The 25,236-nt window shown below is 65.2% G+C and carries 19 protein-coding genes and 1 tRNA gene; 17 read left to right on the forward strand and 3 right to left on the reverse strand.

The genetic code is table 11. The annotated features are described in order from the left end of the window. From H6A16_RS00005 to H6A16_RS00015, 3 genes are all read left to right on the forward strand, one after another. Nucleotides 1-683: CHAP domain-containing protein (locus H6A16_RS00005; protein ID WP_204615083.1), on the forward strand; the 683-nt coding region annotated here is incomplete at its 5' end. Nucleotides 684-899: 216 nt separating this feature from the next. After that, nucleotides 900-3,200 carry a GH25 family lysozyme gene (locus H6A16_RS00010; RefSeq protein WP_204615085.1) on the forward strand — a complete coding sequence of 767 codons (2,301 nt, stop codon included), beginning with the start codon at nucleotides 900-902 and terminating at the stop codon, nucleotides 3,198-3,200. A gap of 33 nt (nucleotides 3,201-3,233) precedes the next feature. Next, nucleotides 3,234-4,202 (forward strand): glycosyltransferase family 2 protein, encoded by a 969-nt coding sequence (locus H6A16_RS00015; protein WP_239458079.1) that lies wholly within the window; start codon nucleotides 3,234-3,236, stop codon nucleotides 4,200-4,202. 140 nt (nucleotides 4,203-4,342) lie between these two features. On the opposite strand, the gene H6A16_RS00020 is transcribed toward H6A16_RS00015, so the two are convergent. Next, nucleotides 4,343-5,542: an acyltransferase family protein gene (locus H6A16_RS00020; RefSeq protein ID WP_204615089.1), complete on the reverse strand. Its 1,200-nt coding sequence runs from the start codon at nucleotides 5,540-5,542 to the stop codon at nucleotides 4,343-4,345. 173 nt (nucleotides 5,543-5,715) lie between these two features. On the opposite strand from H6A16_RS00020, the gene H6A16_RS00025 reads away from it, so the two are divergent. The 3 genes from H6A16_RS00025 (at nucleotide 5,716) to H6A16_RS00035 (ending at nucleotide 10,716) form a co-directional block, all read left to right on the forward strand. After that, nucleotides 5,716-7,365: a hypothetical protein gene (locus H6A16_RS00025; protein WP_204615091.1), complete on the forward strand. Its 1,650-nt coding sequence runs from the start codon at nucleotides 5,716-5,718 to the stop codon at nucleotides 7,363-7,365. Nucleotides 7,366-7,495: 130 nt separating this feature from the next. Continuing rightward, entirely contained in the window at nucleotides 7,496-9,373 is a 1,878-nt protein-coding gene (locus H6A16_RS00030; protein ID WP_204615093.1) for a glycosyltransferase, read from the forward strand. Between the two features lie 80 nt (nucleotides 9,374-9,453). Continuing rightward, entirely contained in the window at nucleotides 9,454-10,716 is a 1,263-nt protein-coding gene (locus H6A16_RS00035; protein WP_204615095.1) for a glycosyltransferase family 2 protein, read from the forward strand. Nucleotides 10,717-10,782: 66 nt separating this feature from the next. Here H6A16_RS00035 and H6A16_RS00040 read toward each other — a convergent pair. Next, nucleotides 10,783-10,856: transfer RNA gene (locus H6A16_RS00040), tRNA-Arg, on the reverse strand. Between the two features lie 170 nt (nucleotides 10,857-11,026). Further along, the gene (locus tag H6A16_RS00045; RefSeq protein ID WP_204615097.1) at nucleotides 11,027-12,688 is read right to left on the reverse strand and encodes a polysaccharide pyruvyl transferase family protein; all 1,662 of its coding nucleotides are present in this window, start codon (nucleotides 12,686-12,688) and stop codon (nucleotides 11,027-11,029) included. Between the two features lie 49 nt (nucleotides 12,689-12,737). On the opposite strand from H6A16_RS00045, the gene H6A16_RS00050 reads away from it, so the two are divergent. The 11 genes from H6A16_RS00050 to H6A16_RS00100 all read left to right on the forward strand — a co-directional run bounded on the left by H6A16_RS00050 (nucleotide 12,738) and on the right by H6A16_RS00100 (nucleotide 25,056). Continuing rightward, entirely contained in the window at nucleotides 12,738-13,808 is a 1,071-nt protein-coding gene (locus H6A16_RS00050) for a glycosyltransferase (protein ID WP_204615099.1), read from the forward strand. Between the two features lie 67 nt (nucleotides 13,809-13,875). After that, nucleotides 13,876-14,679 carry a PTS sugar transporter subunit IIA gene (locus H6A16_RS00055; RefSeq protein ID WP_239458080.1) on the forward strand — a complete coding sequence of 268 codons (804 nt, stop codon included), beginning with the start codon at nucleotides 13,876-13,878 and terminating at the stop codon, nucleotides 14,677-14,679. 207 nt (nucleotides 14,680-14,886) lie between these two features. After that, nucleotides 14,887-15,150 (forward strand): HPr family phosphocarrier protein, encoded by a 264-nt coding sequence (locus H6A16_RS00060; protein ID WP_204562412.1) that lies wholly within the window; start codon nucleotides 14,887-14,889, stop codon nucleotides 15,148-15,150. A gap of 130 nt (nucleotides 15,151-15,280) precedes the next feature. Then, on the forward strand, nucleotides 15,281-16,984 hold the full coding sequence (ptsP, locus tag H6A16_RS00065; protein ID WP_204615101.1) for a phosphoenolpyruvate--protein phosphotransferase: 1,704 nt from the start codon (nucleotides 15,281-15,283) through the stop codon (nucleotides 16,982-16,984). 108 nt (nucleotides 16,985-17,092) lie between these two features. Then, nucleotides 17,093-18,025, forward strand: a complete 933-nt coding sequence (locus H6A16_RS00070) for a 1-phosphofructokinase family hexose kinase (protein ID WP_204615103.1) — start codon at nucleotides 17,093-17,095, stop codon at nucleotides 18,023-18,025. 302 nt (nucleotides 18,026-18,327) lie between these two features. Further along, a complete protein-coding gene (locus tag H6A16_RS00075) occupies nucleotides 18,328-19,740 on the forward strand; it encodes a CCA tRNA nucleotidyltransferase (protein ID WP_204615460.1) in 1,413 nt (470 codons plus the stop codon). Nucleotides 19,741-19,866: 126 nt separating this feature from the next. Then, nucleotides 19,867-21,510 carry an ABC transporter substrate-binding protein gene (locus H6A16_RS00080; protein WP_239458081.1) on the forward strand — a complete coding sequence of 548 codons (1,644 nt, stop codon included), beginning with the start codon at nucleotides 19,867-19,869 and terminating at the stop codon, nucleotides 21,508-21,510. Nucleotides 21,511-21,553: 43 nt separating this feature from the next. Beyond that, nucleotides 21,554-22,543: an ABC transporter permease gene (locus H6A16_RS00085; protein WP_204615105.1), complete on the forward strand. Its 990-nt coding sequence runs from the start codon at nucleotides 21,554-21,556 to the stop codon at nucleotides 22,541-22,543. Then, nucleotides 22,530-23,411 carry an ABC transporter permease gene (locus H6A16_RS00090; RefSeq protein ID WP_204615106.1) on the forward strand — a complete coding sequence of 294 codons (882 nt, stop codon included), beginning with the start codon at nucleotides 22,530-22,532 and terminating at the stop codon, nucleotides 23,409-23,411. The genes H6A16_RS00085 and H6A16_RS00090 overlap by 14 nt, the downstream gene beginning before the upstream one ends. Further along, nucleotides 23,408-24,406: an ATP-binding cassette domain-containing protein gene (locus H6A16_RS00095; protein WP_204615107.1), complete on the forward strand. Its 999-nt coding sequence runs from the start codon at nucleotides 23,408-23,410 to the stop codon at nucleotides 24,404-24,406. Before H6A16_RS00090 ends, H6A16_RS00095 begins: the two co-directional genes overlap by 4 nt. Continuing rightward, nucleotides 24,403-25,056, forward strand: coding sequence for an ABC transporter ATP-binding protein (locus tag H6A16_RS00100; RefSeq protein WP_204615110.1), 654 nt, complete (start codon nucleotides 24,403-24,405; stop codon nucleotides 25,054-25,056). Before H6A16_RS00095 ends, H6A16_RS00100 begins: the two co-directional genes overlap by 4 nt. Nucleotides 25,057-25,236: the final 180 nt, after the last annotated feature.

Here is a 25,236-nt window from a genome sequence, read left to right on the forward strand (position 1 = left end):
AGCGCTACATCGACGGGTCGTTCGGCGACGAGCCGGGCTGGATGTACTTCGACCCGGTGACCGGTGCGGTCGACTACGGCTGGGCCTGGATCCCGGACCCGGGCAAGTGGGTCTGCTACGACGAGGTCACCGGCCGCATGCGCCACGGCTCGGTCATGGTGGGCGGCCTGCCGTACTACCTCGACGAGCACACCGGCGAGCGCCTGCCGCGCGAGCGGGTCGTCGAGCGCCTGCTGGCGGTCGCGGCCTCGCAGGCGGGTGTCACCGATGGCGACCGCTACCAGAACGCTGCTATCGCGGCGGGTTCGAGCTTCAACTCCTTCGGCCCCTGCACCGCGTTCGTGTACTGGTGCTTCCAGGAGGCGGGGCTTCAGTACCAGTTCATGGACGGCGGCGCCACCACGTGGCCTCACGAGATGTGGGATTGGTACATCGCACGCGGCTGGACGATCCCCGTGGGCACGCGTCCCCAGCCGGGCGATATCTGGGTCGATAACCTTCCCGCGACGCGCCCGTTCCCCGAGGCATCGGCCACGCACTCGGGCATCGTCGACCACGTGTCGGCTGATGGCCGGACGATCTACGTGTGGGAGCACGTGAACGGCTACGTCCACCTGTGCGCGGAGAGCTCGACGCTTTGGTACCTTTCCGGCTACGCCACGCCGTTCTACAACGAGGCGTAGCCCACCTGCGGCCTGGCGCCGGATGCATGCCCGCATCCGGCGCTTTTGCTTGCCGAGCTGAGGGGGTCCGTCCCTCTGAGCTGCATGGGTATTTTGCAGCCCTGTTGATGAATCTGCGCTGAATATGAGGTGTTCGCAGGGCCTTTCGTCCATCATGGTACGATTCCACGGATTGAGCTTGCCGAATTTCGAGCATGGTATGAGCAAGGGAGCGATATGACCCGATTCAACCGCATCGTGTCCGCGGTGCTTACGACCGTCATGTGCACGGCGACGATTCTCCAGCCCGCCTCCGTCTACGCCGAGGTGCTTGCCGCCGAATCCGCCGAGCAGCAGGAGCAGGTCTCGTTCGTGTCCGCCGATGAGTTCGCCGTCGATGACGAGGCCGCTTCGTCGGAGAGCGCCGACGGCTCGACGGCAGAGGTGCTCGAGTCCGATGAGAACGTGACGGAGGATGCCGGCGCCGACACCGAGGCGCCCGAGGCGACCGAGCCCGCCGCGGAGGGGGAGAACCTGGCCGCGTCCAAGAGGGAGGGCGCCGACGCGGCAACCGACGTTGCCGAGCAGGACGCTACCGCGACCGACCCCGAGGCAACCGACCCCGAGGCCGCCGAGGCCGAGACCGAGGACGGCGTCCGCACCGAGAACTCCTGGCGCTACACGGAAGGCGAGCTGCGCGATGACCTCGAGGACGAGGGCATCTCGCTGCAGGCGATGGGTGCGCTTCCCGAGGGCGCGACGGCGCAGGGCATCGACGTCAGCGCCCACCAGGGCGAGATCGACTGGAACAAGGTCAAGGCCGCGGGCATCGACTTCGCGATCATCCGCGTGGGCTTCCAGAACGTCGGCGGCTTCGAGTACGACGCCCAGTGGCACCGCAACGTCGCCGAGGTCGAGCGCCTCGGCATCCCGTACGGCGTGTACATCTACTCCTATGCGCGCACGAATATGGATGCCGACATCGAGGCGAACGGCGTCATCAACGCGCTGCAGGGCCATCACCCCCAGCTTCCCGTGTACTTCGACATGGAGGACAACACGACGCTCGGTGCCGATTTCGCGGCTGTGGCCTCGACCTTCTGCAACAAGATCCAACAGGCGGGCTACACGCCCGGCGTCTACGCGAGCCTCTCCTGGTGGCGCATGCACTTGAACGATCCCGTGTTCAACAACTGGAACCGTTGGGTTGCCCAGTACTACACCAGCTGCACCTACGAGGGCGCCTACAGCGTCTGGCAGTACACGAGCTCGGGCCGCGTGGACGGCATCGTCGGCCGCGCTCCCAATTGGGATCCGAGCGTCGACATGAATTACTGGTACGGCACGCTGCCCGGCACCTCCGGCCACACCGGCTGGGTCGATGCCTCCGGCAATCCCTGCGAGCCCGCTCAGGCTGCGCATTGGCAGGATAACGGCATCACCGCAAAGTCGAAGTTCTTCTACGACCCCACGACCAACGCCTGGTACTGGACGGAGGCGGACGGCTCCATCGCCAAGAACCACGACGCCTTCGTGCCGGTGAACAACAACGTCGCCGGCTATTCCTGGGAGCACGCCTCCTTCGAGTGGCGCGCCGCCAACGGCAAGTGGGTGCGCCTGGGTGCCGACGGCAAGCTCGTCAAGGGTGAGAGCCATCACGATGGCAAGTGGTACCTGTTCGACGAGATCACCGGTGCCATGCAGTACGGTTTCCGTCTCCTGAGCGATGGCAACGGCGGCGCCAAGTGGGTCTTCTACGACTACATCACAGGCATCATGGCGCACGGTGAGCGCTATATCGACGATAGCCGCGGCGATGAGGCCGGTTGGGTCTATTTCGACCAGAACACCGGTGCGATCGTGTACGGCTGGAAGGAGATCTCGGACGGCAACGGCGGCACGAAGTGGGTCTACTACGACACCACGAGCGGCCGCATGGTGTACGGAACCCGCGTGATCGACGGCTATTCGCGCACTTTCGACACGCTCACCGGCGCCTGCACGAAGATCGGCTACCAGAACCCCACCCAGTACTTCCAGGTCTCCAGCAAGAACGTGAGCCTGCCGGCAGCGGCTGCCTCCACGCGCTTCAACTACGTCTCGCCCTCCACGATCGACGTCGAGGCCGACCGCGACGACTGCGTCGACGCCATGCTCAAGCGCGCCCGCGAGTACCTGGGCACCAAGTACGTGTGGAACTATGCGCTCGCTCCGGGTGAGGGCGTGGATTGCTCCGGTCTCGTCATGCAGTGCCTGTACGCCGTGGGCATGGACCTGGGCGACTACAACCCCTACAAGCACTGGACCGATCCCTTCCATGCGCATGATGCGAACAACATGGCCGCCGACGCCCGCTTCATGCACGTCGACTACGAGGACCGCGAGCCCGGCGACCTGATCTTCTATCCCGGCCATGTGGCGATCTACGTCGGCAACGACCGCATCATCGACGCGTACTCGCCCTCGACGGGCGTGCGCGTGGCGTCCATCGAGGACGGCGGCTCCACGATCAGCGGCGTCGGCCGTCCGATGGTCTAGGGTCGTGACAGCTGAGTGATGGAAGAGGCATCTATGGGAAAACCGTCCCTGTGCATCGTGATCCCCTGCTATAACGAGCAGGAGGTCCTGCCGATTACGGCTCCGCAGTTCAAGCGGGAGCTCGAGCTGCTGCAGGAGCGGGGCTATATCGCCGATGACAGCTGCATCCTGTTCGTGAACGACGGTAGCTCCGACACCACGTGGGAGATCATCGAGTCGCTGGCGAAAAGCGACCCCGTCTTTCGCGGCATCTGCCTTTCTCGCAACCGCGGCCACCAGAACGCCCTGCTTGCGGGCCTCATGGAGTGCCGCGGCTTCTGCGATGTGAGCATCAGCATCGACTGCGATGGCCAGGACGACATCGGCGCCATGGAGGATATGCTCCGTGCGTATCTCGACGGCTGCGACGTCGTGTACGGCGTGCGCTCATCGCGCGCGACCGATACCTTCTTCAAGCGCACCTCGGCGCAGATGTTCTACAAGCTCATGAACGGCATGGGCGTGGAGACCGTCTACAACCATGCCGACTACCGCCTGCTTTCACGCCGCGTGCTCGACGAGCTCTCGCGCTTCGAGGAGGTCAACCTCTTCCTGCGTGGCATGGTCCCGCTCGTGGGCTTTAAGTCGACCAGTGTGTACTACGAGCGCCACGAGCGGCTGGCGGGGGAGAGCCACTATCCGCTGAGCAAGATGCTCGCGCTTGCGCTGAACGGCATTACGAGCCTGTCGGTGAAGCCCATCCGCCTGATCACAGGCCTGGGCTTCATCGTGTCGCTCATCAGCTTCATCGGTGTGATCTGGGCGGTCATCGTGTCGCTTCTTGGCCATTCGGTCGCCGGCTGGGCGAGCATGGTCTCGATCGTCTGCTTCATCGGCGGCATCCAGCTGCTGGGCATCGGCATCGTCGGCGAGTACGTCGGGCGCATCTACCTCGAGGCCAAGCGCCGCCCGCGCTTCATCGTGAGCGAGCGCACCTTCGACGAGGAGGATGACGAGCGCTGATGCGCGCGGCGCCTTGGGCGCCGCTGCGGTTAGATCAGGTAAACACCCACAACTAAGGCCCACAACCTGAGGATCTGGCGGTTTGTAAACCGAGTTACCCTCAAGTTGTGGGCCTTAGTTGTGGGTGTTGAACACTCAGGTTAGGAGCGGAAATGGCTGCCGCGGGGGCGCAGGGCGGCCTCGCGCGGATCGGCGGCTTCCAGGGCGGGCGATTCGGCGGGAGCGGACTGCTCGCCCAGGGCGCGCCAGAAGCCGCGGATGGGCCGGGTTGCCCCGCGCTTCACATGGGGGAAGAACACCATGCGCAGCGGCGGAATCAGGTAGAAGACGCCCATGAGGAGGGCGTCCACGAGCAGGCGGACGCACAGGAACGGGATCCAGGTCTCCGGCTTATAGCCGATAGTCTTCTGCAGGATGTCGATGACGATCGTCCAGGGCGTGATGTTGTCTTCGATGATGTGGATGGTGAACAGCGCGAGCGTGTTTCTGCCGACAGCCTCGAGCGCGGCGGCGGGACCCGTGAGGAAGCGCGCCATGAGCTTGGCGATCGTGAGGATGCAAAGCGTGGCGCCGATGCCGCCGGCGATGTCGATTATGCCCGCGGGGTAGGTGCACATCGAGAGCGAGGATTTGCCGCCAAACGCGATGGCGAGGCCCCACAGCACCGCGGACACGGCGACGATGGGAACGCGGAAGCGCTCGACAAGATCCGCATGGCGATGCAGCTGGTAGCCGATATACATGTAGAGAATCGCACCGAGGCCGCTTTGAATGCTCATCGGCAGCCAGACGAACAGGCCACTGATGTAGGAGAGGGCGAACAGCGCCACGACCATCACGGTCTTGGCCTTGGGCTTCAGCTTGGCGATGAGTCCGATGAAGAGCTTCGCCCAGAACAGCGCCGGCAGGTACCAGATGCCGCCGATGCGCAGGACGTGCACGAGGGCGAACTCGTGGTCGGAGCCGGCGCCCCAGAGCGCCGCCTGCGTCCAGTTGCCGGCGGCGAGCAGCGGGTCGCCCATCTGGAGGGCGGCCGATATCGCGCCGCCCCCGATGATGATCAGGCACGAGACAAGATAGGGTAGCAGCAGGCCGCGTGCGGATTTGAGGACGCCTCGGCCGGTGAGTGGCGCATCGAAGTTCGTCAGATAGCCCGAAACGATGAAGAGCACGTAGAGATGGAAGGTGTCCAGGAACCTGACGATGTCCCATGGCATGCCGCCGTCATACGATGCCTCGCCGAACAGGATGCCTGTGTGGTAGATGATGATGGAGACAACCGCGAGTGCACGGGCGATATCGAGTTCCGGTATGCGCTGCTTACGGGCGGTGTTGGACATTCAATAAAGACCTTAACTAGAACGGGCGCTTGTGCGCAGAGTGAGTGCTACCGAAACACTGTAGTATATGCCGCGATGCTGTGGGCGTTAGAATGGCTACGCATCACGGTCGGAACATAGATGCGCGAAACGGACACGCGCGGCGACATCATGTCGCATGGAACGGAGGGGCTTTGGCTTCAGTCGATATGCACGAGACGCATCGCACGCAATCGCTGCGCGCGGCGGACATGCTTGCGGCCCTCATGCTCGCCTTCGCCGCCCTGCTGGTCGGGGGTATGGCCATCGCGGCGCCCTTCCTCTCCACGTTCTACACCGATGTCCACGCCTTCGTCGTGGGGCCCGACTACAGCGAGATCGTCACCATGCTAGACACGGGGCTCTACACCGTGGTCGCCCTGCCGGCGCTGGCGACGGCGATCCTGCTCATCGTCTTCTGCGGTCTCAACCGCACGTTGCGTCACCTGCCGACGACGCCTGTTGCCGTCTGCTCGGTTGCCATCATCTTCGCGGTGGCGGTGGCCTGGCTCTTCCAGCTCAATACGGAGACTAATATCTATGCGGATTCCCTGCGGCTGGACACGTACGCGAAGGCCCTACTCGAGGGCGACTACGCCGTGTTCAGCAAGGATCTGGGCGACGGCGTGCCCTACCTTTCGATCTACCCGTTCCAAAGCGGCTCGGTCTGGCTGCTCGCGGGCGTCTACGCCCTGTTCGGATCGGGCAACCAGCTGCCGTTCCAGCTGCTGAACGCGGTATGCGTGGCCCTGACCGCCGGCTGCATGATCGCTATCTGCAAGATGCTGTTCAGCTCGCGCGGCGCCACGAACGCCTGCTCGCTGCTGCTCGTGGCGTTTTTGCCGCTGCCGCTGTCGGCCGCACTCGTGTATGGCAACGCCATCGGTCTGGGCCTGATCTCGCTCGTGCTTGCCCTGAACGTCTACGCCATGCGCTGTCAGGACGCGCCGCGTCATCGGTGGACTGCCTTCGGGGTGTCGTGTCTCGTCTGCGCCATCGCGCTTACCGTCAAGTCGACCTTCGTGCTCATGCTCATCGCCCTTGTGCTCACATGGGCCATCGTGCTGCTGCGCGAGCGCCGCCTGCGCTTCCTTTTGGTCGTGCTCGCCGCTGCGCTCGTCGTCAACTGGGCGGCGGGCATTCCGGTGATGCTGCTCGAGCATACCGTCGGCGTGGACTTCGGATCCGGCATGCCCAAGTCGTCCTGGATCGCCATGGGCATGGAGTGGAGCATGTACCTCGACAAACCCGGCTGGTGGTCGGGTGACTACGCCCTCAACTTCGCCGATACGGGGATGGATGGCGACGCGCAGAACGCCTTCGCCCTACAGCATATCGGGTGGTCGATTTCGACCTTCATCCATGATCCGCTCTTCGCGCTGCGCTTCTTCGGGGTGAAGCTCATCACCGAGTGGCTTGAGCCGACCTTCCAGTCCATCTACTACTCGGCGACCTCCCTGGCGGATGCCACCACGCCGCTTGCGCGCGAGGTCATCGGCCGCGGGCACCTGGCGCACCGCGTGATCATCGCCTACATGGATGCCTTCCAGAACCTGCTGTACCTGAGCGGCGCCGTGGGACTCGTCTGCACGGTCAGGCACCACCGCGCCTTCGGGCCGGCGGTCATCCTGCTCGCCGTTTCCTTCCTGGGCGGTTTTGCCTGCTACCTGCTCTGGGAGGCCAAGAGCGTCTACGTGTTCCCGTTCGCGCTCATGTTGTTCCCGTTCGCCGGATACGGCGTCGATGCCCTTTGCGGCGCCGTCCGCACGTGCATGGCGCGCGGTACCGTTCGCGCTGAATCATAGGGGAGAATCCTTTCGCCAGAGACGCCGTCGGCTGCCTTCCGCGCTCTGTCCTTCCTGTGTGACAGGCCGCCGCGCGCAGGGCGTTCGGGTATCATGTTGAGGTCACCTACGTGTTCACTTGGGAGTTCACATGTCCTCAACCATCAAATTCGCCAACATCGTGCTCGAGCACAACGAGCGCTCCGTTGGGTATCCCGGTCTGTACTGCCGCGCCGACCAGCCGTTCGTCTACGAGAAGGAGGCGGGTGCCTGGAGGCTGTACGATAAGGGTCGTTTTGATTTCACGACGTACTTCAACTCGCTTTCGGTCATGAAGCTCCGTCGCTACACCTCGGCGACCAAGTTCTTCCTGCACCTTGAGGTCAAGGGTGCCGCCTGCACCTATTGCCAGACGGTCGCCGATTCCTTCTCGGCCCATCCGAAGCGCCTCGAGGACACCGCCATCACGCTCGCGGCGTCCGATGAGTGGCAGTCGATCGATGTCGAGATCGTCGCCTCCGACGAGATCGTCCTGACGGGCTTCGAGCTCGTGTGCGATGGCCCCGTCTACATCGCCAACGGCTCCTATTCGGTCGAGGTCCCCGGTGAGCTTCGCGACTGCGAGCTCGCGCTCGCGACGACCACCTTCAAGAAGGAAGCGTTCATCGAGCACAATATCGGGCTCATCCGCAAGGAGATCCTGGAGAGCGACGACGAGATCGCGCGCCACTTCACCATGCACGTGATCGACAACGGACGCACGCTCGATGTCGAGCGCCTCGCGGGCGGCGCCATCACCATCTCGCCGAACGACAACGTCGGCGGCGCTGGCGGCTTCACCCGCGGCATGATCGAGGCCATGGAGCAGACGCCGCGCGCCACGCACGTGCTGCTCATGGATGACGACGTCGCGGTGTCGCCCGAGAGCATCAAGCGCACCTACAACCTCATCCGCATGCTGAACGACGAGTACGCCGAGGCGTTCATCAGCGGCGCCATGCTCAACTACGAGGTGGGCGACGAGCAGTGGGAGGATACCGGCTTCATGACGAAGCAGGGCACCTTCGCTCCCGCCAAGCCCCCGCTGCGCTTCAGCAAGTTCGAGGACCTCGTGTACAACGAGGTGTTCTCCATCCCCAAGGAGATCGTCAAGCTCGACCAGCGCTATGCCGCCTGGTGGTACTGCTGCATCCCCGTCTCGGTCATCGAGAAGAACGGCCTGCCGCTGTCGGTGTTCGTCCGCTGCGACGACGCCGAGTACGGCGTGCGCTGCAAGCCCCGCATCATCACGATGAACAGCCTGTGCATCTGGCACCTGTCGTTCCACGTGCGCTACAACGCCGCGGTGGAGCGCTACCAGACGACGCGCAACACCATGATCGCCCAGGCGACGACCGGCTTCGCGCCCAAGTCGGACTTCATGTACGAGATGCACAACAACATCCGCCTCGAGCTCAAGAAGTTCGGCTACGCGAACGCCGAGCTCGTGCTCGACGCCTTCGAGGACTTCATGAAGGGCCCCGACTTCTTCAGCACGCCCGGCGTCGCCGAGGAGACCTTCATGCGCGCGAACCGCAACAAGGAGAAGCTCGTGTCGTTCGACGAGCTTCAGCGCCAGGCGCATGCACTCGGTCTCACCGATTTCGACATCAAGAAGCTCGACCGCCAGTTCGTCGACTCCGACAAGCCGCGTACCCGCTTGCAGCGCATGGCCGATTACGCCTTCGACAACCATCAGAGGCTGCTCGTGAACAAGGGCCAGGGCTACGCCGTCATCCCGGTGGTCGGCTGGGCGTATCCTGCCGGCGTGATCCGCGGCAAGAAGTACCTGATCGTCATCGACTGGTACAACCGCTGCGGCGCCATCCGCAAGAAGGACTCCGCGCGCTACGCCGCGATCGAGAAGCGCTACAAGGAGGACATGAAGCGCTATAAGCGCGAGATCAAGGGCCTGCGCGAGCAGTACGCCTCGCGTCGCGAGGAGCTCACCTCGCTCGCGTTCTGGAAGCGCTATCTGGGCATGCAGTAAGCATGTCGCCCGCCTGCGGCCGTCGTCGCAGGCGGGCGGATCGTCTGCCGCAGGGGTTCGAGGTACTGAAAGGGGCCACTATGCCTTCTCCCACCGTCAGCGTGATCGTTCCGGTCTTCAACAGCGCGGCCTATCTCGAGCGCGCCCTCGATAGCCTTTCCGCCCAGACCTTCCAGGATTTCGAGGTCATCTGCATCGATGACGGTTCGGATGACAACTCCTTCGAGGTGCTGAAGCGCTATCGCGACAGCGGCTCGTTCTCCTCGTTCTCCATTCTGACCCAGCGCCATCTGGGCCCCGGGCGCGCGCGCAACAAGGGCCTTGAGGAGGCTCAGGGCACCTACGTGCTGTTCATGGACTCGGATGACTTCATCGAGCCCGAGCTGCTCGAGCACGCCGTCGCGCGCGCCGAGGACCTGTCCTGCGATATCGTGGTCTGGGACGTCTGGTACTTCAACAACCGCGTTCAGCGCGACCAGCACCCCGCGGTGGGTACGCTCGAGTTCCCGGCCTTCGTGAGCCTCGAGGAGCAGGGCGAGAAGGCGTTTTGCGCGTCGGATAACCCGGATGCCATCTTCACCTCCTTCCAGAACTGGCCGTGGAACAAGCTGTTCCGCCGCTCGTTTATCGAGGAGCACGGCCTGCGCTTCCCCTCGCTTTTCCGTACCGAGGACCTGCCTTTCACCTGCGAGGCGCTCGTGCTGGCGAAGCGCATCGGCGTGATCTACGAGCGCCTGTCGCACTACCGCATGCGCACGGGGCAGTCGTCGATGGATACGAAGGACCGTCACGCCCAGGATTTCATCGAGGCGTTCGCGCAGCTGAAGGGCGACCTGCAGGCGCGCGGCCTGTACGAGACCTACCGCACGAGCTATGTGCGCTGGGCTCTGGGCGGCGCCGTGTACAACCTGAACTCGCTGACGACCCCGCGCGCCTTCAGCGAGGCCTTCGATGCCCTGCATCGCGGCGGCATCAATCGCATGGGGCTGCTCGACGTCCCGCTGGAGACCTACGCCAACGAACTCGACCGTCAGTCCCTGCGCCTGATCGAGTCGGGCAACTCCCTGGCGTACCTGTTCTTCTGGATGCGCAACCACTGCGAGTTCGTCGACGATCACAAGGAGGCCATCGACATGCTCGAGGCCGACCTCGACGCGGCGCGCGACGACGCCCACAGGACGCGCGAGCAGCTGAACAGGAAGATTGCCGAGCTCGAGGCGGCGCATGCTGAGCTGGATGCCTCCGAGGAGGAGCTCGACCGCCTTCAGCGTTCAGCGGAGTTCCGCTACGGTACGGCTCTGCTGCGCATCCCGCGCGCCATCCAGCGCAGGCTGCGCGGATAGGGGAGCGTGCCTTTATATCGAAACGAAAAAAGCGCCCCGAGAGGGGCGCTTTGTCATGTTGCGGGGTGCGCCATGTCGGATTCGAACCAACGACCTTGGGATTAGAAGTCCCCTGCTCTATCCAACTGAGCTAATGGCGCATGGATTACCGTCAGCTATTCTACATGCTTTCCGTATCGCGCGCCGCGAGGATTCCCTGCGCCCGAATATCACCGCACGTAGACTCGGGGCGCGCGACTGCGATGCCAATGGAAAAAAACCGCAGGTCCCGCGCTTCGGCAGAGGCGCTGCTCATCCACGGGAGGCAGGGCTATCCGCGCTTCGAATCGAGGGCGCGCTTGAGGGCGCGCGGGGCGGCGGTGATCGCGCGGCCGACGCGCCAGGCCGTGGATTCGCGCAGGCGGTCGATCTCGGCGCGCAGGGCGTCTGCCTCTGCGCGAAGCGCGTCGCGCTCGGCGCGGGCCTCGTCGCGCTCGCGCTCGGCGGCGTGCCACCACTGCTCCTCGAAGGAGACGTCGCGCGGGTAGAGCATGCGCTTTTCGAGCACGGGCATCGGGCGCTCGTCCACGATGCGCTCGAGCTCGTCGAATGCGCTCATCGCAAGCGCATGGCATCGCGTCGCGCCCTGCGCGATGAGTTCAAGATCGCCTTCGCGCTCGGCGTCCATGCGATCGTAGGCCTCGGCGATCTGGCCGGCTGCCGCGTCCATGGGCATGAGGAAGGACGAGCGGTCCATGAGCTCGTAATACGCCGCGATCTTCTCGTTATAGTCGAGGCCGATGCTCTGCACGCCGCGGACGTTCGCCACGATGGAGCAGTGCAGGCGCATGGCGATGACCGCGTGCGCCGCGGAGATGAGGTCGACCGTGAGGTCGCCGTCTGCAAAGCAGTCGATCGCTGCGCAGATCGTGGAGTCTCCGATGCGGTCGATGATGGCGCGGTGGAGGGCGACGTCCTCGGGTGAGAGGTCGATGAACAGGGCCTTCAGCTCGTGGCTGCGACAGATCTGGGCAATCGCCTGGGCCATCGTGTCGACGAAGTTCTCGTGGGCGGTACGATGCTCGCGCAGGGAGATGGCGATGTATCCGCCCGGCTCGAGGCCGCGCTCACGCAGGGCCTCTTTGGCCGCCGTGCCGATGGATCGGTCCTCAAGCGTGAATGCGAGATCGGCCTTGCGGTCGATCTGCGCGGCGGGAACGCCCGCCGCAAGCAGGAGCCGCTCGGTTTCCGCGTCGCGCGGCAGGTAGCGGGCACCGCAGCGCGCCTCGAGGCGCACGAGGCGCTGCGCGTCCGCATTGGCGAGGGGTCCGGCGCCGATGCCCAGAAACACCGCCGGAACGTCGTACAGGGTGGCCATCAGGGTGTAAGTCGTCTGGCCGCCGAGCTCGGAGCGGGGGTTCAGGAAGGGGTCGACGGGGCCTGCGCTCCATGCCTCGAAGGCGTCGTCGAACATGATGCCCGCCATGTACACGAGCGCGCTGGCGCCGCGCAGCATGACGTCGGCGTCGATCTTGCGGTCGCAGGTCGTCGAGACGATGCCGTGGCGCTTGAGCGTCGCGTTCGGATCGTGGCCGATGAGCTGGATGTGAGCATCCGCGAAGCGCTTCTCGATCTGGCGGCAGATCAGCGAGAAGATCAGCTCGTCGCCGAAGTTGTTCGGACCCACGTAGCCAAAGACCACGAAGCGACGGATGGGGGCGTCAGAGCCCTTGCCGGTCGCCTCGAGCCGCTCGAGGATCTGCTCGGCGGTCTCGTTCCCGCAGCCGATGTAGTCGGGCTTGAACCGATCGACGAAAGTGCTCAGCGTGGACATGTCGGGGCTGCCGTCCTCGTTGAGGCAATTCGCGAACCTGCGGGGGTCGATGACCTCGACGGCATGCCCGGCCAGGCGAAGCGTCTCGAAGCAGGTCCACACGAGGTCGTCGTTGCGGTATTCCATCGGCGCGACGATGGCTATGCGGTAATATTTCATTGCCTTCCCTTCCGAATGTTTACGACCAATCATACAGTGCGAGGTTCCCATGGTCCGTTTGTCTGTCGTCGTCCCCATGTTTAATGCAGAACGCTTCGTCGACTCGTGTTTCGAGATCCTCGACCGCCAGGGCCTTGAGCGCTCCGAGTTCGAGGTCGTCGTCGTGGATGACGGCTCGACGGACGCGACGGGCGAGCTGTGCTCCCGCTATGTGAGCGAGTGGGGCAACGTCACGCTGCTTCGCCAGGAGAACTCGGGTGCCGGCGTGGCGCGCAACCGCGGCATGGATGCGGCGAGGGGAACCTACCTCTATTTCTTCGATGTGGATGACGAGCTCGATGACGGCTCCCTTCGGGTGCTGCTCGAGCGGTGCGAATCCTCCGACCTCGACGTGCTGTTCTTCGGCGGTCGCGTGGTCTACGAGCCTGCGGAGTGCGAGCGCGACTACCCTCAGGATCCGAACTATTTCGCGCGCCGTCAGCCGGAAGGCGTCGTCGATGGCGAGGAGATGTTCATCCGCCAATCGGAGGACGGCAACTTCTGCGCCCAGCCGTGCCTGCTCATGACGAAGCTCGAGACGATGCGCGCAGGTGGCATTCGGTTTGCCGAGGGCATCGTCAACGAGGACAACCTCTTCGTGCTCCAGGCGACCCTGCGTTCGCGCAGGGCCGATGTCGACCCCACGCTACGCTACACCTATGTCGTGCGCCCCAATACCGTCACGACCGATAACCGCACGGGTGGCAAGCGCTTCTTGGCCCATATGGTGCTCGCTCAAGAGTTCGAGCTCGAACGCCAGCAGGCTATCGCGCAAGGCAAGGATCGCCTGGCTGCGGCTATCGGCGCGATCATCATCTGGTTCATGGGCATCATCGAGGAGAACTGCCCCGAGCCCATCGAGGAGTTCAAACCGTTTTGCGACCCGCGTTTCGCCCATCTCGCCATGGCGGCGCGCTTCGTGCAGCAGGACGTTCGCAACCTGCGCAGCACGCGCGACGAGGCGGAGCGCGCCCGCAGGGCCGAAGCGCGCGTGGCGGAGCTCGAGGCCTCCACGACGTGGCGTGTCGGCAGGGCGGTGACCGCCGTCCCCCGCGCCCTGAAGCGCATGATCGCGCGGTAGCGCGAACACGATAGGGTCGATCTTGGCGGCAGGGGCAACGGGTCCTTGGCCGCGATAGGGAGGGAACATGGCTCATCAGAAGAAGATCGTCGCGGTGACCGGCCATCCCACCGGCGCGGTGCACGCGCTCATGGCCAAGGAGGCGCTCGAGCATGCCGCCTCCGAGCGCGGCGTGGATATCCGCGTCGAGACCCGCGCCCCCGGAGGTGTGCTGGGCACGCTCATGCCGGCGGAGATCGATGAGGCCGCAGCGGTCATCATCGCCTCGGATGAGCATATCGATACCTCGCGGTTCTCCGGCAAGCCGCTGGTGTTCTCCGGCATCGCCGGCGCGCTCTCGTTCCGTTCCGCCGGCGAGCTCGTCGACCGCGCTTTGGGCCTGACGGATGGCGCGGTGGAGGCGGACTCGCCGCGAGAGCCCGACTTCGTCTCCGAGAGCTCGATATTCTTCGCCGAGGGGTTCAGCGATCGCGATGAGCTGCTCGATTTCGTGTCCCGCTCTGCCGTCATGCTGGGCTATGCAGACGATGCGGCGCAGCTCAAGGCGGCCTTCCTGAAGCGCGAGGCGGAAGGGGCCACCGGTATGCTCGAGGGCTTCGCGATCCCGCATGCCAAGTCGCCGACCGTGCGGCGGGCGTCCGTCATCGTCGTGCGCGACGACGACGGGGTCGAGGGCTGGGAGACCATGGATGGTCGTCCCGTCACCGTCGCCATCGCCCTGCTTATCCCCGAGGGAGGGGAGGGCTCGGTCCATCTCAAGTTGCTCTCGCGCATCGCCGAGGCGCTGATGGATGAGGATTTCCGCAGCGAGGTCAAGCAGGCGAGCGACCCCGCCGCCATCGCCGCCGCCATCAACGCGCGGCTTTCGTAGGCGTCTCATGCCGCCAGGGGGTCAGCTCGACTGGATTTCTCCAGTCGCGGCCCGCGAGCGTCCGTTCGCCTATCGGCGAGGCCGTTTTTACCGCTCTCGGGGTTCTGCATCCCATTTTGCCGCTGTTGCGTTACACTAAGTGACGTATTTTGGCGCGCCCGATTTACCGTTGCTTAGGGTGTGCGCACGAAGAAAAAGGAGAAAAGTATGGTTTCCGAGAAGGCTACCCTCATCAATCCCCAGGGTCTGCACATGCGTCCCGCCGGCCTGTTCGCCTCCACCATGGGCAAGTATGCCTGCGACGTGACGATCGTCACCGCCGACAAGGAGGTCAACGGCAAGAGCCCCATGGCCCTCATGGCTGCTGGCATCCCCTGCGGCACCGAGGTTGAGGTCCGCTGCGACGGCGCCGACGAGAACGAGGCCCTGGCTGCTGCTCTTGAGCTCATCAAGAGCGGTCTCGGCGAGTAGCTTGGTCGCTACATAGTCACCGCACCTTCCTTTTGTTGGATACTCGGCGCGGGCATCGCCGCGTGCGATGCCCGCGCTTTTTGCAGGGGGCTCGGCCGCAAGGCCGGGCGCATATAGGAGAGGAACATCAATGTACGAGGGAGTAAACGCATCTGAGGGCATCGGTATCGGCACCGTAGCAGTCGCCGTGGAGCCCGATCTGACCTTCACACCGCACACCGTCGAGGACACCGAGGCGGAGAAGAGCCGCTTCCAGGCCGCTCTCGACGTCTTCTGCGAGAAGACCGCGGCCCAGGCCGAGCACATGAAGAAGAGCGTCGGCGAGGCCGAGGCCGAGATCATGAGCGGCCACATCATGCTTGCGCAGGATCCGGAGCTTACCGGTTCCATCAAGGCCTCCATCGAGGGCGGCACCTGCGCCGAGCAGGCGCTCGTCGAGACGAGCACCATGTTCGAGAACATGTTCCTCTCCATGGATGACGAGATGTTCCGCCTGCGCGCGGCCGACATCGCCGACATCCGCACCGGCATCCTGGCCGAGCTGCTCGGCCGTGAGGTCGTCGACCTCTCCGTGCTTCCCGAGGGCACCATCGTCGTCGTGCACGACCTGACCCCGTCGATGACCGCGACCATCGACAAGGAGAATGTCGCCGGCATCGTCACCGAGACCGGTGGCCGCACCTCTCACTCCGCCATCATCGCGCGCGCCCTCGAGATCCCGGCCGTGCTCTCCGTCTCCAACGCCTGCGGCGCCCTCCACAACGGCATGACCGCCATCGTCGACGGCATCCACGGCGTCGTCATCGGCGAGCCCGACGAGGCCACGCTTGCCGAGTACACGAAGCGCGCCGAGGACTTCGCCGCCGAGAAGAAGGCCCTCGAGGCCTTCCGCGGCAAGGCGACCGTCACCGCCGACGGCGTCAAGAAGATTCTCGCCTGCAACATCGGCAACCCCGACGACACCAAGGGTGCTATCGAGCACGATGCCGAGGCCATCGGCCTGTTCCGCTCCGAGTTCCTGTTCATGGACGCCAAGTCGCTGCCCTCCGAGGAGGAGCAGTTCGACGCCTACCGCAAGGTTGCCGTTGCCATGAAGGGCGCCCCGGTCATCATCCGTACGCTCGACGTGGGCGGCGACAAGGAGATCCCGTATCTCAAGCTCGTGAAGGAAGAGAACCCCTTCATGGGTTACCGCGCCATCCGCTACTGCCTCGATAATCCCGACGAGTACAAGGTCCAGCTCCGCGCCCTGCTGCGCGCGAGCGCTTTCGGCGACATCAAGATCATGGTCCCCATGGTCACCTGCGTCGAGGAAATCCGCGCCGTCAAGGACCTCGTTGCCGAGTGCAAGGCCGAGCTGAGCGAAGAGGGCTACAAGTTCGACGAGAACATCGAGGTCGGCATCATGGCCGAGACCGCTGCCTCCGCGAACATCCCTGAGCTGCTTGCCAAGGAAGCCGACTTCTTCTCCATCGGCACGAACGACCTCACCGGCTACACCATGGCTGCCGACCGCGGTAACGACAAGGTGTCCTACCTCTACAGCTGGTACTACCCGGCGGTGCTGCGCGCCATCCGCAACATCATCGTGGCCGGCTCCGAGGCGGGCATCATGGTCGGCATGTGCGGCGAGGCCGCTGCCGATCCGCTGCTGACGCCGCTGCTGATCGCTTGGGGTATGGACGAGTTCTCCACCTCCGCTCCGAGCATCCTGCGCACGCGCAAGGCCATCTCGCAGTGGTCGGTTGCCGAGGCCAAGGAGCTCGCCGACAAGGCGCTCGCGTGCTCCACGGCCGAGGAGGTCAAGGCGCTGCTCGAGGCCAACGCCAAGTAAGACTTCTGTAAACATGTGCGCCTCAGTGCCCGCGCGTATTGTTAAATAAGACCGCGTGGTGCCGCTTCGGAGCGGTCCCGCGCGGTCATCTTGGAAAGGGGAGATTCCATGTTCTATACGCTCACTGCAAACCCGGCGGTCGACATGACCGTCACCTGTCCTCCGTTGATTCCCAACGAGAACATCCGCTCGGTCACCGCGAGCTACACGCCGAACGGCAAGGGCCTCGACGTGTCGTTCGCCCTCAAGAAGTTCGGTGTCGACTCCGTCGCCCTCGGCTTCTTCGCCGGCTTCACGGGCAAGTACATCGTCGATGAGACCATGAACATGGGCTGCCTGTGCCGCCCGGTTTGGATCGACGGCATCACGCGCATCAATTCGTACTTCAACGACGGCGAGAACGAGTACGGCATCCTGAACGCCGGCGCCCCGCTCACGCCCGAGGGCGAGCGCGAGCTCTATCGCATCCTCGACACCACCGGCGACCTCGAGTGCCTGATTATCTCCGGCTCGCTGCCCCCGAAGGCCTCCCGCTACTTCCTGGATGAGGTCATCGACCACGCCCAGGACCGCGGCGCCGACGTCATCCTCGACCTCTCCAGCGATCGTCTGAAGAAGCTCGCGGACAAGAAGCCGCTGCTCATCAAGCCGAACCATCACGAGATGAAGGCCATCTTCGGCGTGCCGGTGAACACGGATGACGAGGTGCGCGTCGCCATGAAGATGGCGCACGACATCGGTGTCCAGAACATCCTGCTCACCCGCGGTAGCCGTGGTGACGCCTACTTCTCCAACGGCGAGGACATCTGGTACGCCCGCCGCGAGTTCAACATCAACCTCGTGTCCTCGGTCTGCGCTGGCGACTGCACGCTTGCCGCGTTCATCCTCAAGTGGTACCACAACCGCGACAACGTTGAGGAGGCTCTGCGCCTCGCTCTGGCGACCGGCGCCAACGTCGCCGAGAGCGTCGGCCTGGGCGACTTCGGCCGCGTTGAGGAGTACAGCCACCGCATCGCGGTGCGCAAGCTCGAGCGCCAGTAAGCCCATCTGCTTTCATAGCGTTTGCCCAGCCCGCCTGCAGGTCATCCCGCAGGCGGGCTTTGTCCACTTTCAGGACGGAGATGTTTTCGGCCACCCGGCGGCGCGGAGCTGGCCTCTCTGGGGACGTAGCCGGGAGGCGCCAATCCGGGGACCCCGGCCGGCGGGACCAATGCCGCCGGCCGGGGTCCCCGGATTGGCGCCTCCCGGCTACGTCCCCAGAGAGGCCAGCGGGCTCGCGGTCCCGTGGGCGGCTATACTTAGGTCACGTAGGCTGGATGCGAAGGCGGTTGCTTGTGAGTCAGATGACCATGCGCCCACAACTGAATGGAATCGAGCTTTCGGAGCGCGCCGAGCGCGTTCTGCGCGTGCTGGAAGGCGCCGGTCTCGAGGCCTGGGTCGTCGGAGGCTGGGTTCGCGATGCGCTCATGGGTATCGACGGCCACGACGTCGACATCTGCTGTGCCGGCACCTGGCAGGATAACGAGGCCGCCCTCGAGGCCGCAGGCATCGGCGTCGTGGAGAGCGGCATCCGCTTCGGCGGCATCACCGCCGTGGTCGACGGCGAGCGCATCGAGGTCACCACTTACCGCATGGACGGCTTCTACACCGATGGGCGCCATCCGGAGTCCGTCACGCAAGCCTCGTGCGTCGAAGATGATCTTGCGCGCCGCGACTTCACCGTGAACGCCATGGCATGGCATCCCGATCGCGGTCTGCTCGACCTCTACGACGGCCAGGGCGACCTTGAGCGCCGTGTGATTCGCGCGGTGGGGGAGCCTCGTCGCCGCTTTGAGGAGGATGCCCTGCGCATGCTGCGCGCCGTGCGGTTCGCATGCCGGCTGGATTTCGTGATCGAGCCCGAGACGGCGTCTGCGCTCGCCAGCTGCGCACCGCTGCTCGATGCCGTCGCACGTGAGCGCGTGGGCATCGAGCTCGACGGCATCCTCGTATCGGCTCACGGCGGCGACGCCCTGCTGCGCTATCCCGAGCTCATGTGCGCGGCCATTCCGGAGCTCGCGGTCTGTCGCGGGTTCGACCAGCAGAGCCCCTATCACGCCTTCGACGTGTACGAGCACATCGCGCGTGTTCTGACCGTTGCGGGCGAGCTCTCGCGCTTCCGCATCGATGGCGGCGACCCCGATCAGCCGCCTTCGCCCTCGCTCATGTGGGCGGCGCTTCTGCACGATATCGGCAAACCCGCCACCTTCACGGTCGATGGGAACGGCCGCGGCCACTTCTACGGCCACCCCGAGGCGGGGGCCAAGATGGCGCGCGACATCATGCGGCGCCTTTCAATCTCGGGCGATGTCATCCGCGACGCCTGCCTGCTCATTCGCTATCACGACCGCCCGATGATGGCGGAGCGCGAGGACCTGCTCTGCGTCATGCAGATCTTCTCGGGCGAGGGCCTCAACACGGCGCGCCTCATGGGCGAGCTGTTCGATATCAAGCGCGCCGATGCGCTGGGCAAGGCGCCGTCGTGCTTCTATTACGTCGAGGACATCGAGCGCATGCGAGAGATGGTACGCGAGCTTATCGCCAACCACGAGGCGTACAGCCTGGAGACGCTCGATCTGCGCGGGCGCGACCTGATCGCTGCCGGTGCCAAGCCGGGACCGCGCCTGGGCGAGCTGCTCCGCCGCGCGCTTGCTGCCGCGATGCGCGGGGAGGTCCCCAACCGTCGCGAGGATCTGCTGGCGTATCTCGACCTGTAGCGCGGCTGAGCGTTGATACCGTCTTTCGATAGCGGGAAAGTTTTGCCCCTCGCGTTCCGATATTGCTATGATGGTTCGGGTCAATAACACGAATCGAACCATTCGTAACACTTTCGGGAGACTGTGATGGATGCAGAACATCTCGTGATGAGCCGCCGCGGCCTCGCGGGGGCGTTTGCGCTCGCAGCCACCGCGCTCGCGGGCTGCGCGAAGGATGATCCGGAGGCGACGGCATCCTCGCAGTCGCCTGTTGGCACCTCGGAGACGACCCGCGTGGTCATTGCCATGAACGCGGGAAGCGAGCCTGCGGCGGGCTTCGACCCGCTGGTCGCCTGGGGTTGCGGCGAGCATGTGCACGAGCCGCTCATCCAGTCCACGCTCATCACGACCGATGAGAACCTGAACTTCGTCAACGACCTCGCGACGGACTATATCTGCTCCGAGGACGGACTCACCTGGACGTTCACCATCCGCGATGACGTCATGTTCACCGATCGCGAACGCCTGACCGCCTCGGATGTCGCCTTCACCATCAACCAGGTCGCCCACGGGAACACCTCGGAGGCAGACCTCTCGATGGTCGATCAGGCCGTTGCGACCTCGGATGCGACCGTCGAGATTCACCTGACGCGGCCCCATAACGCTCTGCTCTACACGCTTGCCGTTCTGGGTATCGTGCCCGAGCACGCCTACGGAGAGGGTTACGGCGCCAATCCGATCGGTTCGGGTCGCTATATGCTCGTCCAGTGGGACCGTGGCCAGCAAGCGATCTTTCGTGCCAACCCCGACTATTACGGCGAGCCTCCCGTCATGGACCAGGTCGTTGTCGTCTTCATGGACGAGGACGCCGCGCTCGCTGCGGTTCAGGCGGGTCAGGTTGATATCGCCTACACCTACGCGACCCATGCCGAGCAGAGCTTCTCGGGCTTTGAGCTCACGGCGCTGGGTACCGTCGACTCCCGTGGCGTCTCTTTGCCCTGCATCCCGGCAGGCTCGACAAAGCTCGATGGGGCGAACGAGTATCCAGCGGGCAACGACGTGACCTGCGACGTCGCCGTGCGGCGCGCGATCAACCTGGGCATCGACCGTCAGCGCGCCATCGACCATGTGCTCAACGGCTACGGGCAGTTGGCCTACAGCGTGGGCGACAGCATGCCCTGGGCGAGCGCCGACATGCGGGTGGAGTACGACCCGGACGGCGCGGCGGCGCTGCTCGACGAGGCCGGCTGGACGGTCGGCGATGACGGCGTTCGCGTGAAGGACGGGGTGCGCGCCGCTTTCGATCTGTGGTACGCCTCCGACGATTCGGTCCGCCAGGCGCTCGCGAACGACTTCGCCGACCAGATGGCCGAATTCGGCATCGAGGTCACGCCGCGCGGCGGCAGCTGGGACGAGATCTATCCGCACGAGTTCGAGCAGCCCGTTCTTTGGGGCTGGGGCTCGAACTCCCCGGTGGAGGTCTATGAGCTGAATTACTCGACCGGATGGGGCAACTACGCCTGCTACGAGAGCGATACGGTCGATGCGTATCTCGATGCCGCGCTCGCGCAGCCGGATATCGAATCATCGTATGCGTACTGGCAGCGCGCTCAATGGGACGGCGAGGAGGGCATCGCGCCCCAGGGTGCGGCCACCTGGTTCTGGATCGCGAACGTCGACCACCTGTACTTCAAGCGTGCGGGGCTCGATATCGGTGCGCAGAAGCCGCACCCCCATGGTCATGGCTGGTCGCTCGTGAACAACGTCGACCGATGGTCGTGGACCTCGTAGGGTGCGCACGCACAGAAACTCGAACAGGGGAGAGGAGGGCGCCATGCTGCGGTTCGCGCTCGGGCAGATCGTGCGGTTCTTCGCGCTGATGGTCGCGGTCAGCGCGGTCACCTTTGTGCTCGTGGCGGCGTCGCCCATCGACCCCGTGCAGGCGAATACGGGTCAGGCAGCCATGCTCACCATGAGCGCCGAGAAGCGCGCTCAGCTGGATGAGCGCTGGGGTGTGGATGAGCCCGTGTGGGAGCGCTATTTCGCGTGGGCGCAGGATGCCGCGCGCGGGGATCTCGGCGAGAGCCTGCGGTTCAACGCGCCGGTGGTGCAGGTCGTCGCCGAGCGTGCCGGCAACTCGGTGCTGCTGCTCGCCTCCGCCTGGGTCATCTCGGGCGTGCTGGGGGTTGCCCTCGGCGTGCTCGCGGGGGCGCTTCGTGGAAGCCTGCTCGACCGCATCGTCCGCGGCTACTGCTATCTGCTGTCCGCCACGCCGACGTTTTGGCTTGCCATCGTCGTGCTCATGGTGCTCGCGGTGCAGTTCGGCTGGTTTCCCGTCGGCTTCTCGGTGCCCATCGGCGTATCGTCGGAAGGCGTGACGCTGGCCGACCGCCTATACCACATGGTGCTTCCGGCCCTGACGCTCTCGGTGACAGGTGTGGCGAATATCGCGCTGCACACGCGCGAGAAGACGGTGGATGTGCTCTCGAGCGATTACGCGCGGTTTGCCGCCGCGCGCGGCGAGGGCAGGTGGGCCATCGTGTGGCGCCATGGGCTTCGAAACCTCGCCTTGCCGGCGTTAACCCTCCAGTTCGGCTCGGTCAGCGAGATCATCGGCGGGTCCGTCCTCGTGGAGCAGGTCTTCTCGTATCCGGGCATCGGCCAGGCGACCGTGACGGCCGGTTTGGGCGGCGATGCGCCGCTGCTCGTGGGCCTTGCGCTCGCGACGGCCGCCCTCGTGTTCGCCGGCAACCTCGTGGCGAATCTGCTGTATGGCCTCGTTGATCCCCGCATGAGGAAGGGGGCTGTCGATGCGCGCGCATGAGGTGGCAGCATCTGCTGGGGTGACGGTCTTCCACGAGCCGCATGCGCGGGTGCTCGAGGGGCGTCGTCTTCTGCTTATCGGCCTCGTGGTGTCGGCTGCCCTGCTGGTGCTCGTGACGGGTGTCGGGGCGATGCTCACCTCGGAAGCCTCTGCGACGGATTTCACGGCGAAGAACCTCGCCCCTTCGGCGGCGCACCTCTTCGGTACCGACTGGATGGGCCGCGATATGCTCGCGCGGACCCTTGCGGGGCTTTCGACCTCGATCGGCATCGGCCTCGTGTCGGCGGTGGTGTCGTCGCTCGTGGCGCTGGCGCTCGCCGCGGTCTCGGCGCTCGGCGGGCGCCGTGCGGATGCCGTGGTAAGCTGGCTCATCGACCTCGTCATGGGCATCCCCCATATCGTCCTGCTGATCTTGATCAGCTACGCGCTCGGCAGAGGGGCGCTCGGCGTGTGCGTCGGCGTTGCCATCACGCATTGGCCGAGCCTGACCCGTGTTCTGCGTGCCGAGATCATGCAGCTGCGCGAGCAGCCGTTTATCGCCACCTCGCGCGCGCTCGGCGTCGGCGGCGTCCGGCTTGCGCTCACGCATGCGCTTCCCTGCGTGCTGCCGCAGTATCTCGTGGGGCTCGTGCTGCTCTTCCCCCATGCGATCCTGCATGAGGCGTCCATCACGTTTTTAGGCTTCGGCCTATCTCCGGAGACGCCCGCCATCGGCGTCATCCTGTCCGAGGCCATGGGATATCTCACTGCCGGCTCCTGGTGGCTCGCCGTGTTTCCCGGTGTGGCGCTCCTGCTCGTCGTGCTGCTGTTCGACCGCGTGGGGTCGTGCCTGCGCCGGATGATGTCGGTCGAGGAGGTGCAGCTATGAGGGAGGATGTTCCTGCGCTCCGTTTGGGCGAAGGCGCTGCCGGTAACGGCGAAGCTTGCGCGGAGGCGCCCCATGGCCCCCATGCAGACGCCGAGCTGCACCATCACCATTCGCATGCCGAGGCGTCGCGCCATCCGGGCGACCATCATCTGCTCTCGATTGAGGGGCTTTCGGTCTCGTTTTCCCTGTACGATTCCCGAGCGCCGTATTTTCGCGCGGGACGGGTCGACCTCGAGCAGCTGCATGACCTGACGGTCTCGGTTCACGAGGGCGAGATCCTCGCGGTCGTGGGCGCGAGCGGCTCGGGAAAGACCCTGCTTGCCGATGCGGTGCTCGGGCTGTACGAGCCGAATGTCCACGTTTCTGGTCGCATATGGTTCGATGGCGAGCCGATGGACGCTTCGCGCCTTTCCACCCTGCGTGGGCATGGCATCTCGCTCGTGCCCCAGAGCGTGTCCCATCTCGATCCGCTCATGCGCGTGGGGGCGCAGATCGTGGGTTTGTGCCGCGGAGCCGAGCGAAGCCGGCGCGTGGCGCGGATGCGCGACCTCATGGCGGCGTACGGCCTTCCCGCGTCCGTCGAGCGAGCCTATCCGCACGAGCTCTCGGGCGGTATGGCGCGGCGCGTGCTGCTGCTCTGCGCTCTTATTGACGACCCACGGCTTATCGTGGCCGATGAGCCGACGCCCGGTCTCGACCTCGAACTTGCGGTTCACGCCCTGGATGACCTGCGATCATTTGCCGACGGCGGGGGAGGCGTGATGCTCATCACGCACGATATCGAGCTCGCCCTGCGCGTGGCGGACCGTGTGGCGGTGTTTCGCGAGGGCACGATCGTGGAGGAAACGGCCGCGGAGAGCTTTTCCAATCCCACGCTGCTGCGTCATCCCTTCTCGCGGGCGCTTTGGCATGCGATGCCGAGCAACGGGTTCGCCGTGGCGGACGAGGGGCAGTTCGGCAGTTCGGCGGGGGAGATGGCAGGAGGTGCCCTATGAGTCTGGTTGCGCGTGATATCGCGTTTGCCTATCCGGGGCGCGAGCCGCTGTACGATGGGTTTTCGCTTGAGGTGGAGCCGGGGGAGCGCGTGGCGCTCGTCGCGCCCTCGGGGAGGGGCAAGACGACGCTTTGCCGAATTATGGCGGGGCAGCTTGAACCGCAGCGAGGCGAGGTGCTGGTCGATGGCGAGCCGCTTTTGGGGCGGAGGCCTTCGGGGCGGCGCGCGCTGCCGGTGCAGCTGGTCTCGCAGCATCCGGAGCTCGCGTTCGACCCTCGGATGCGCATGGGTGCCTCGCTCGCAGAGGGTGCGGCCGGGCGTTCGGTTGCCGATGCGCTCGATCGCGCTGAGGAGACGGGCCTGCGCGAGCTGCTGGGTATTCGCGGGGAATGGCTGTCGCGGTTTCCCCATGAGTTGTCGGGCGGCGAGCTCATGCGCTTCTGCATCGCCCGCGCCCTGCTGGCCGAGCCGCGCTACCTGCTCTGCGACGAGATGACCGCGATGCTCGATGCCGTGACCCAGGCGGAGATCTGGCATCGCGTGCTCGCCATCGCCCGCGAACGAGCCATCGGCCTCGTCGTGGTATCCCACTCACCGGCCCTTCTCGCCAAGATCGCCACCCGCCAATGTCCACTTTCAGGACGGAGATGAAAGTGGACATTTCCGCGCGGGCCCTCCGCTGGCCTCTCTGGGGACGTAGCCGGGAGGCGCCACGCCGGGGACCCCGGCCGGAGGCTTCGCCCCGCGGGCCGGCGGGGCGAAGCCCCCGGCCGGGGTCCCCAGAGAGGCCCGCACGCGTCGGTGCATACGAAAAGAGGCCCCTTTCGGAGC

This window comes from Collinsella tanakaei, from assembly GCF_016900375.1.
Lineage (GTDB): Bacteria > Actinomycetota > Coriobacteriia > Coriobacteriales > Coriobacteriaceae > Collinsella.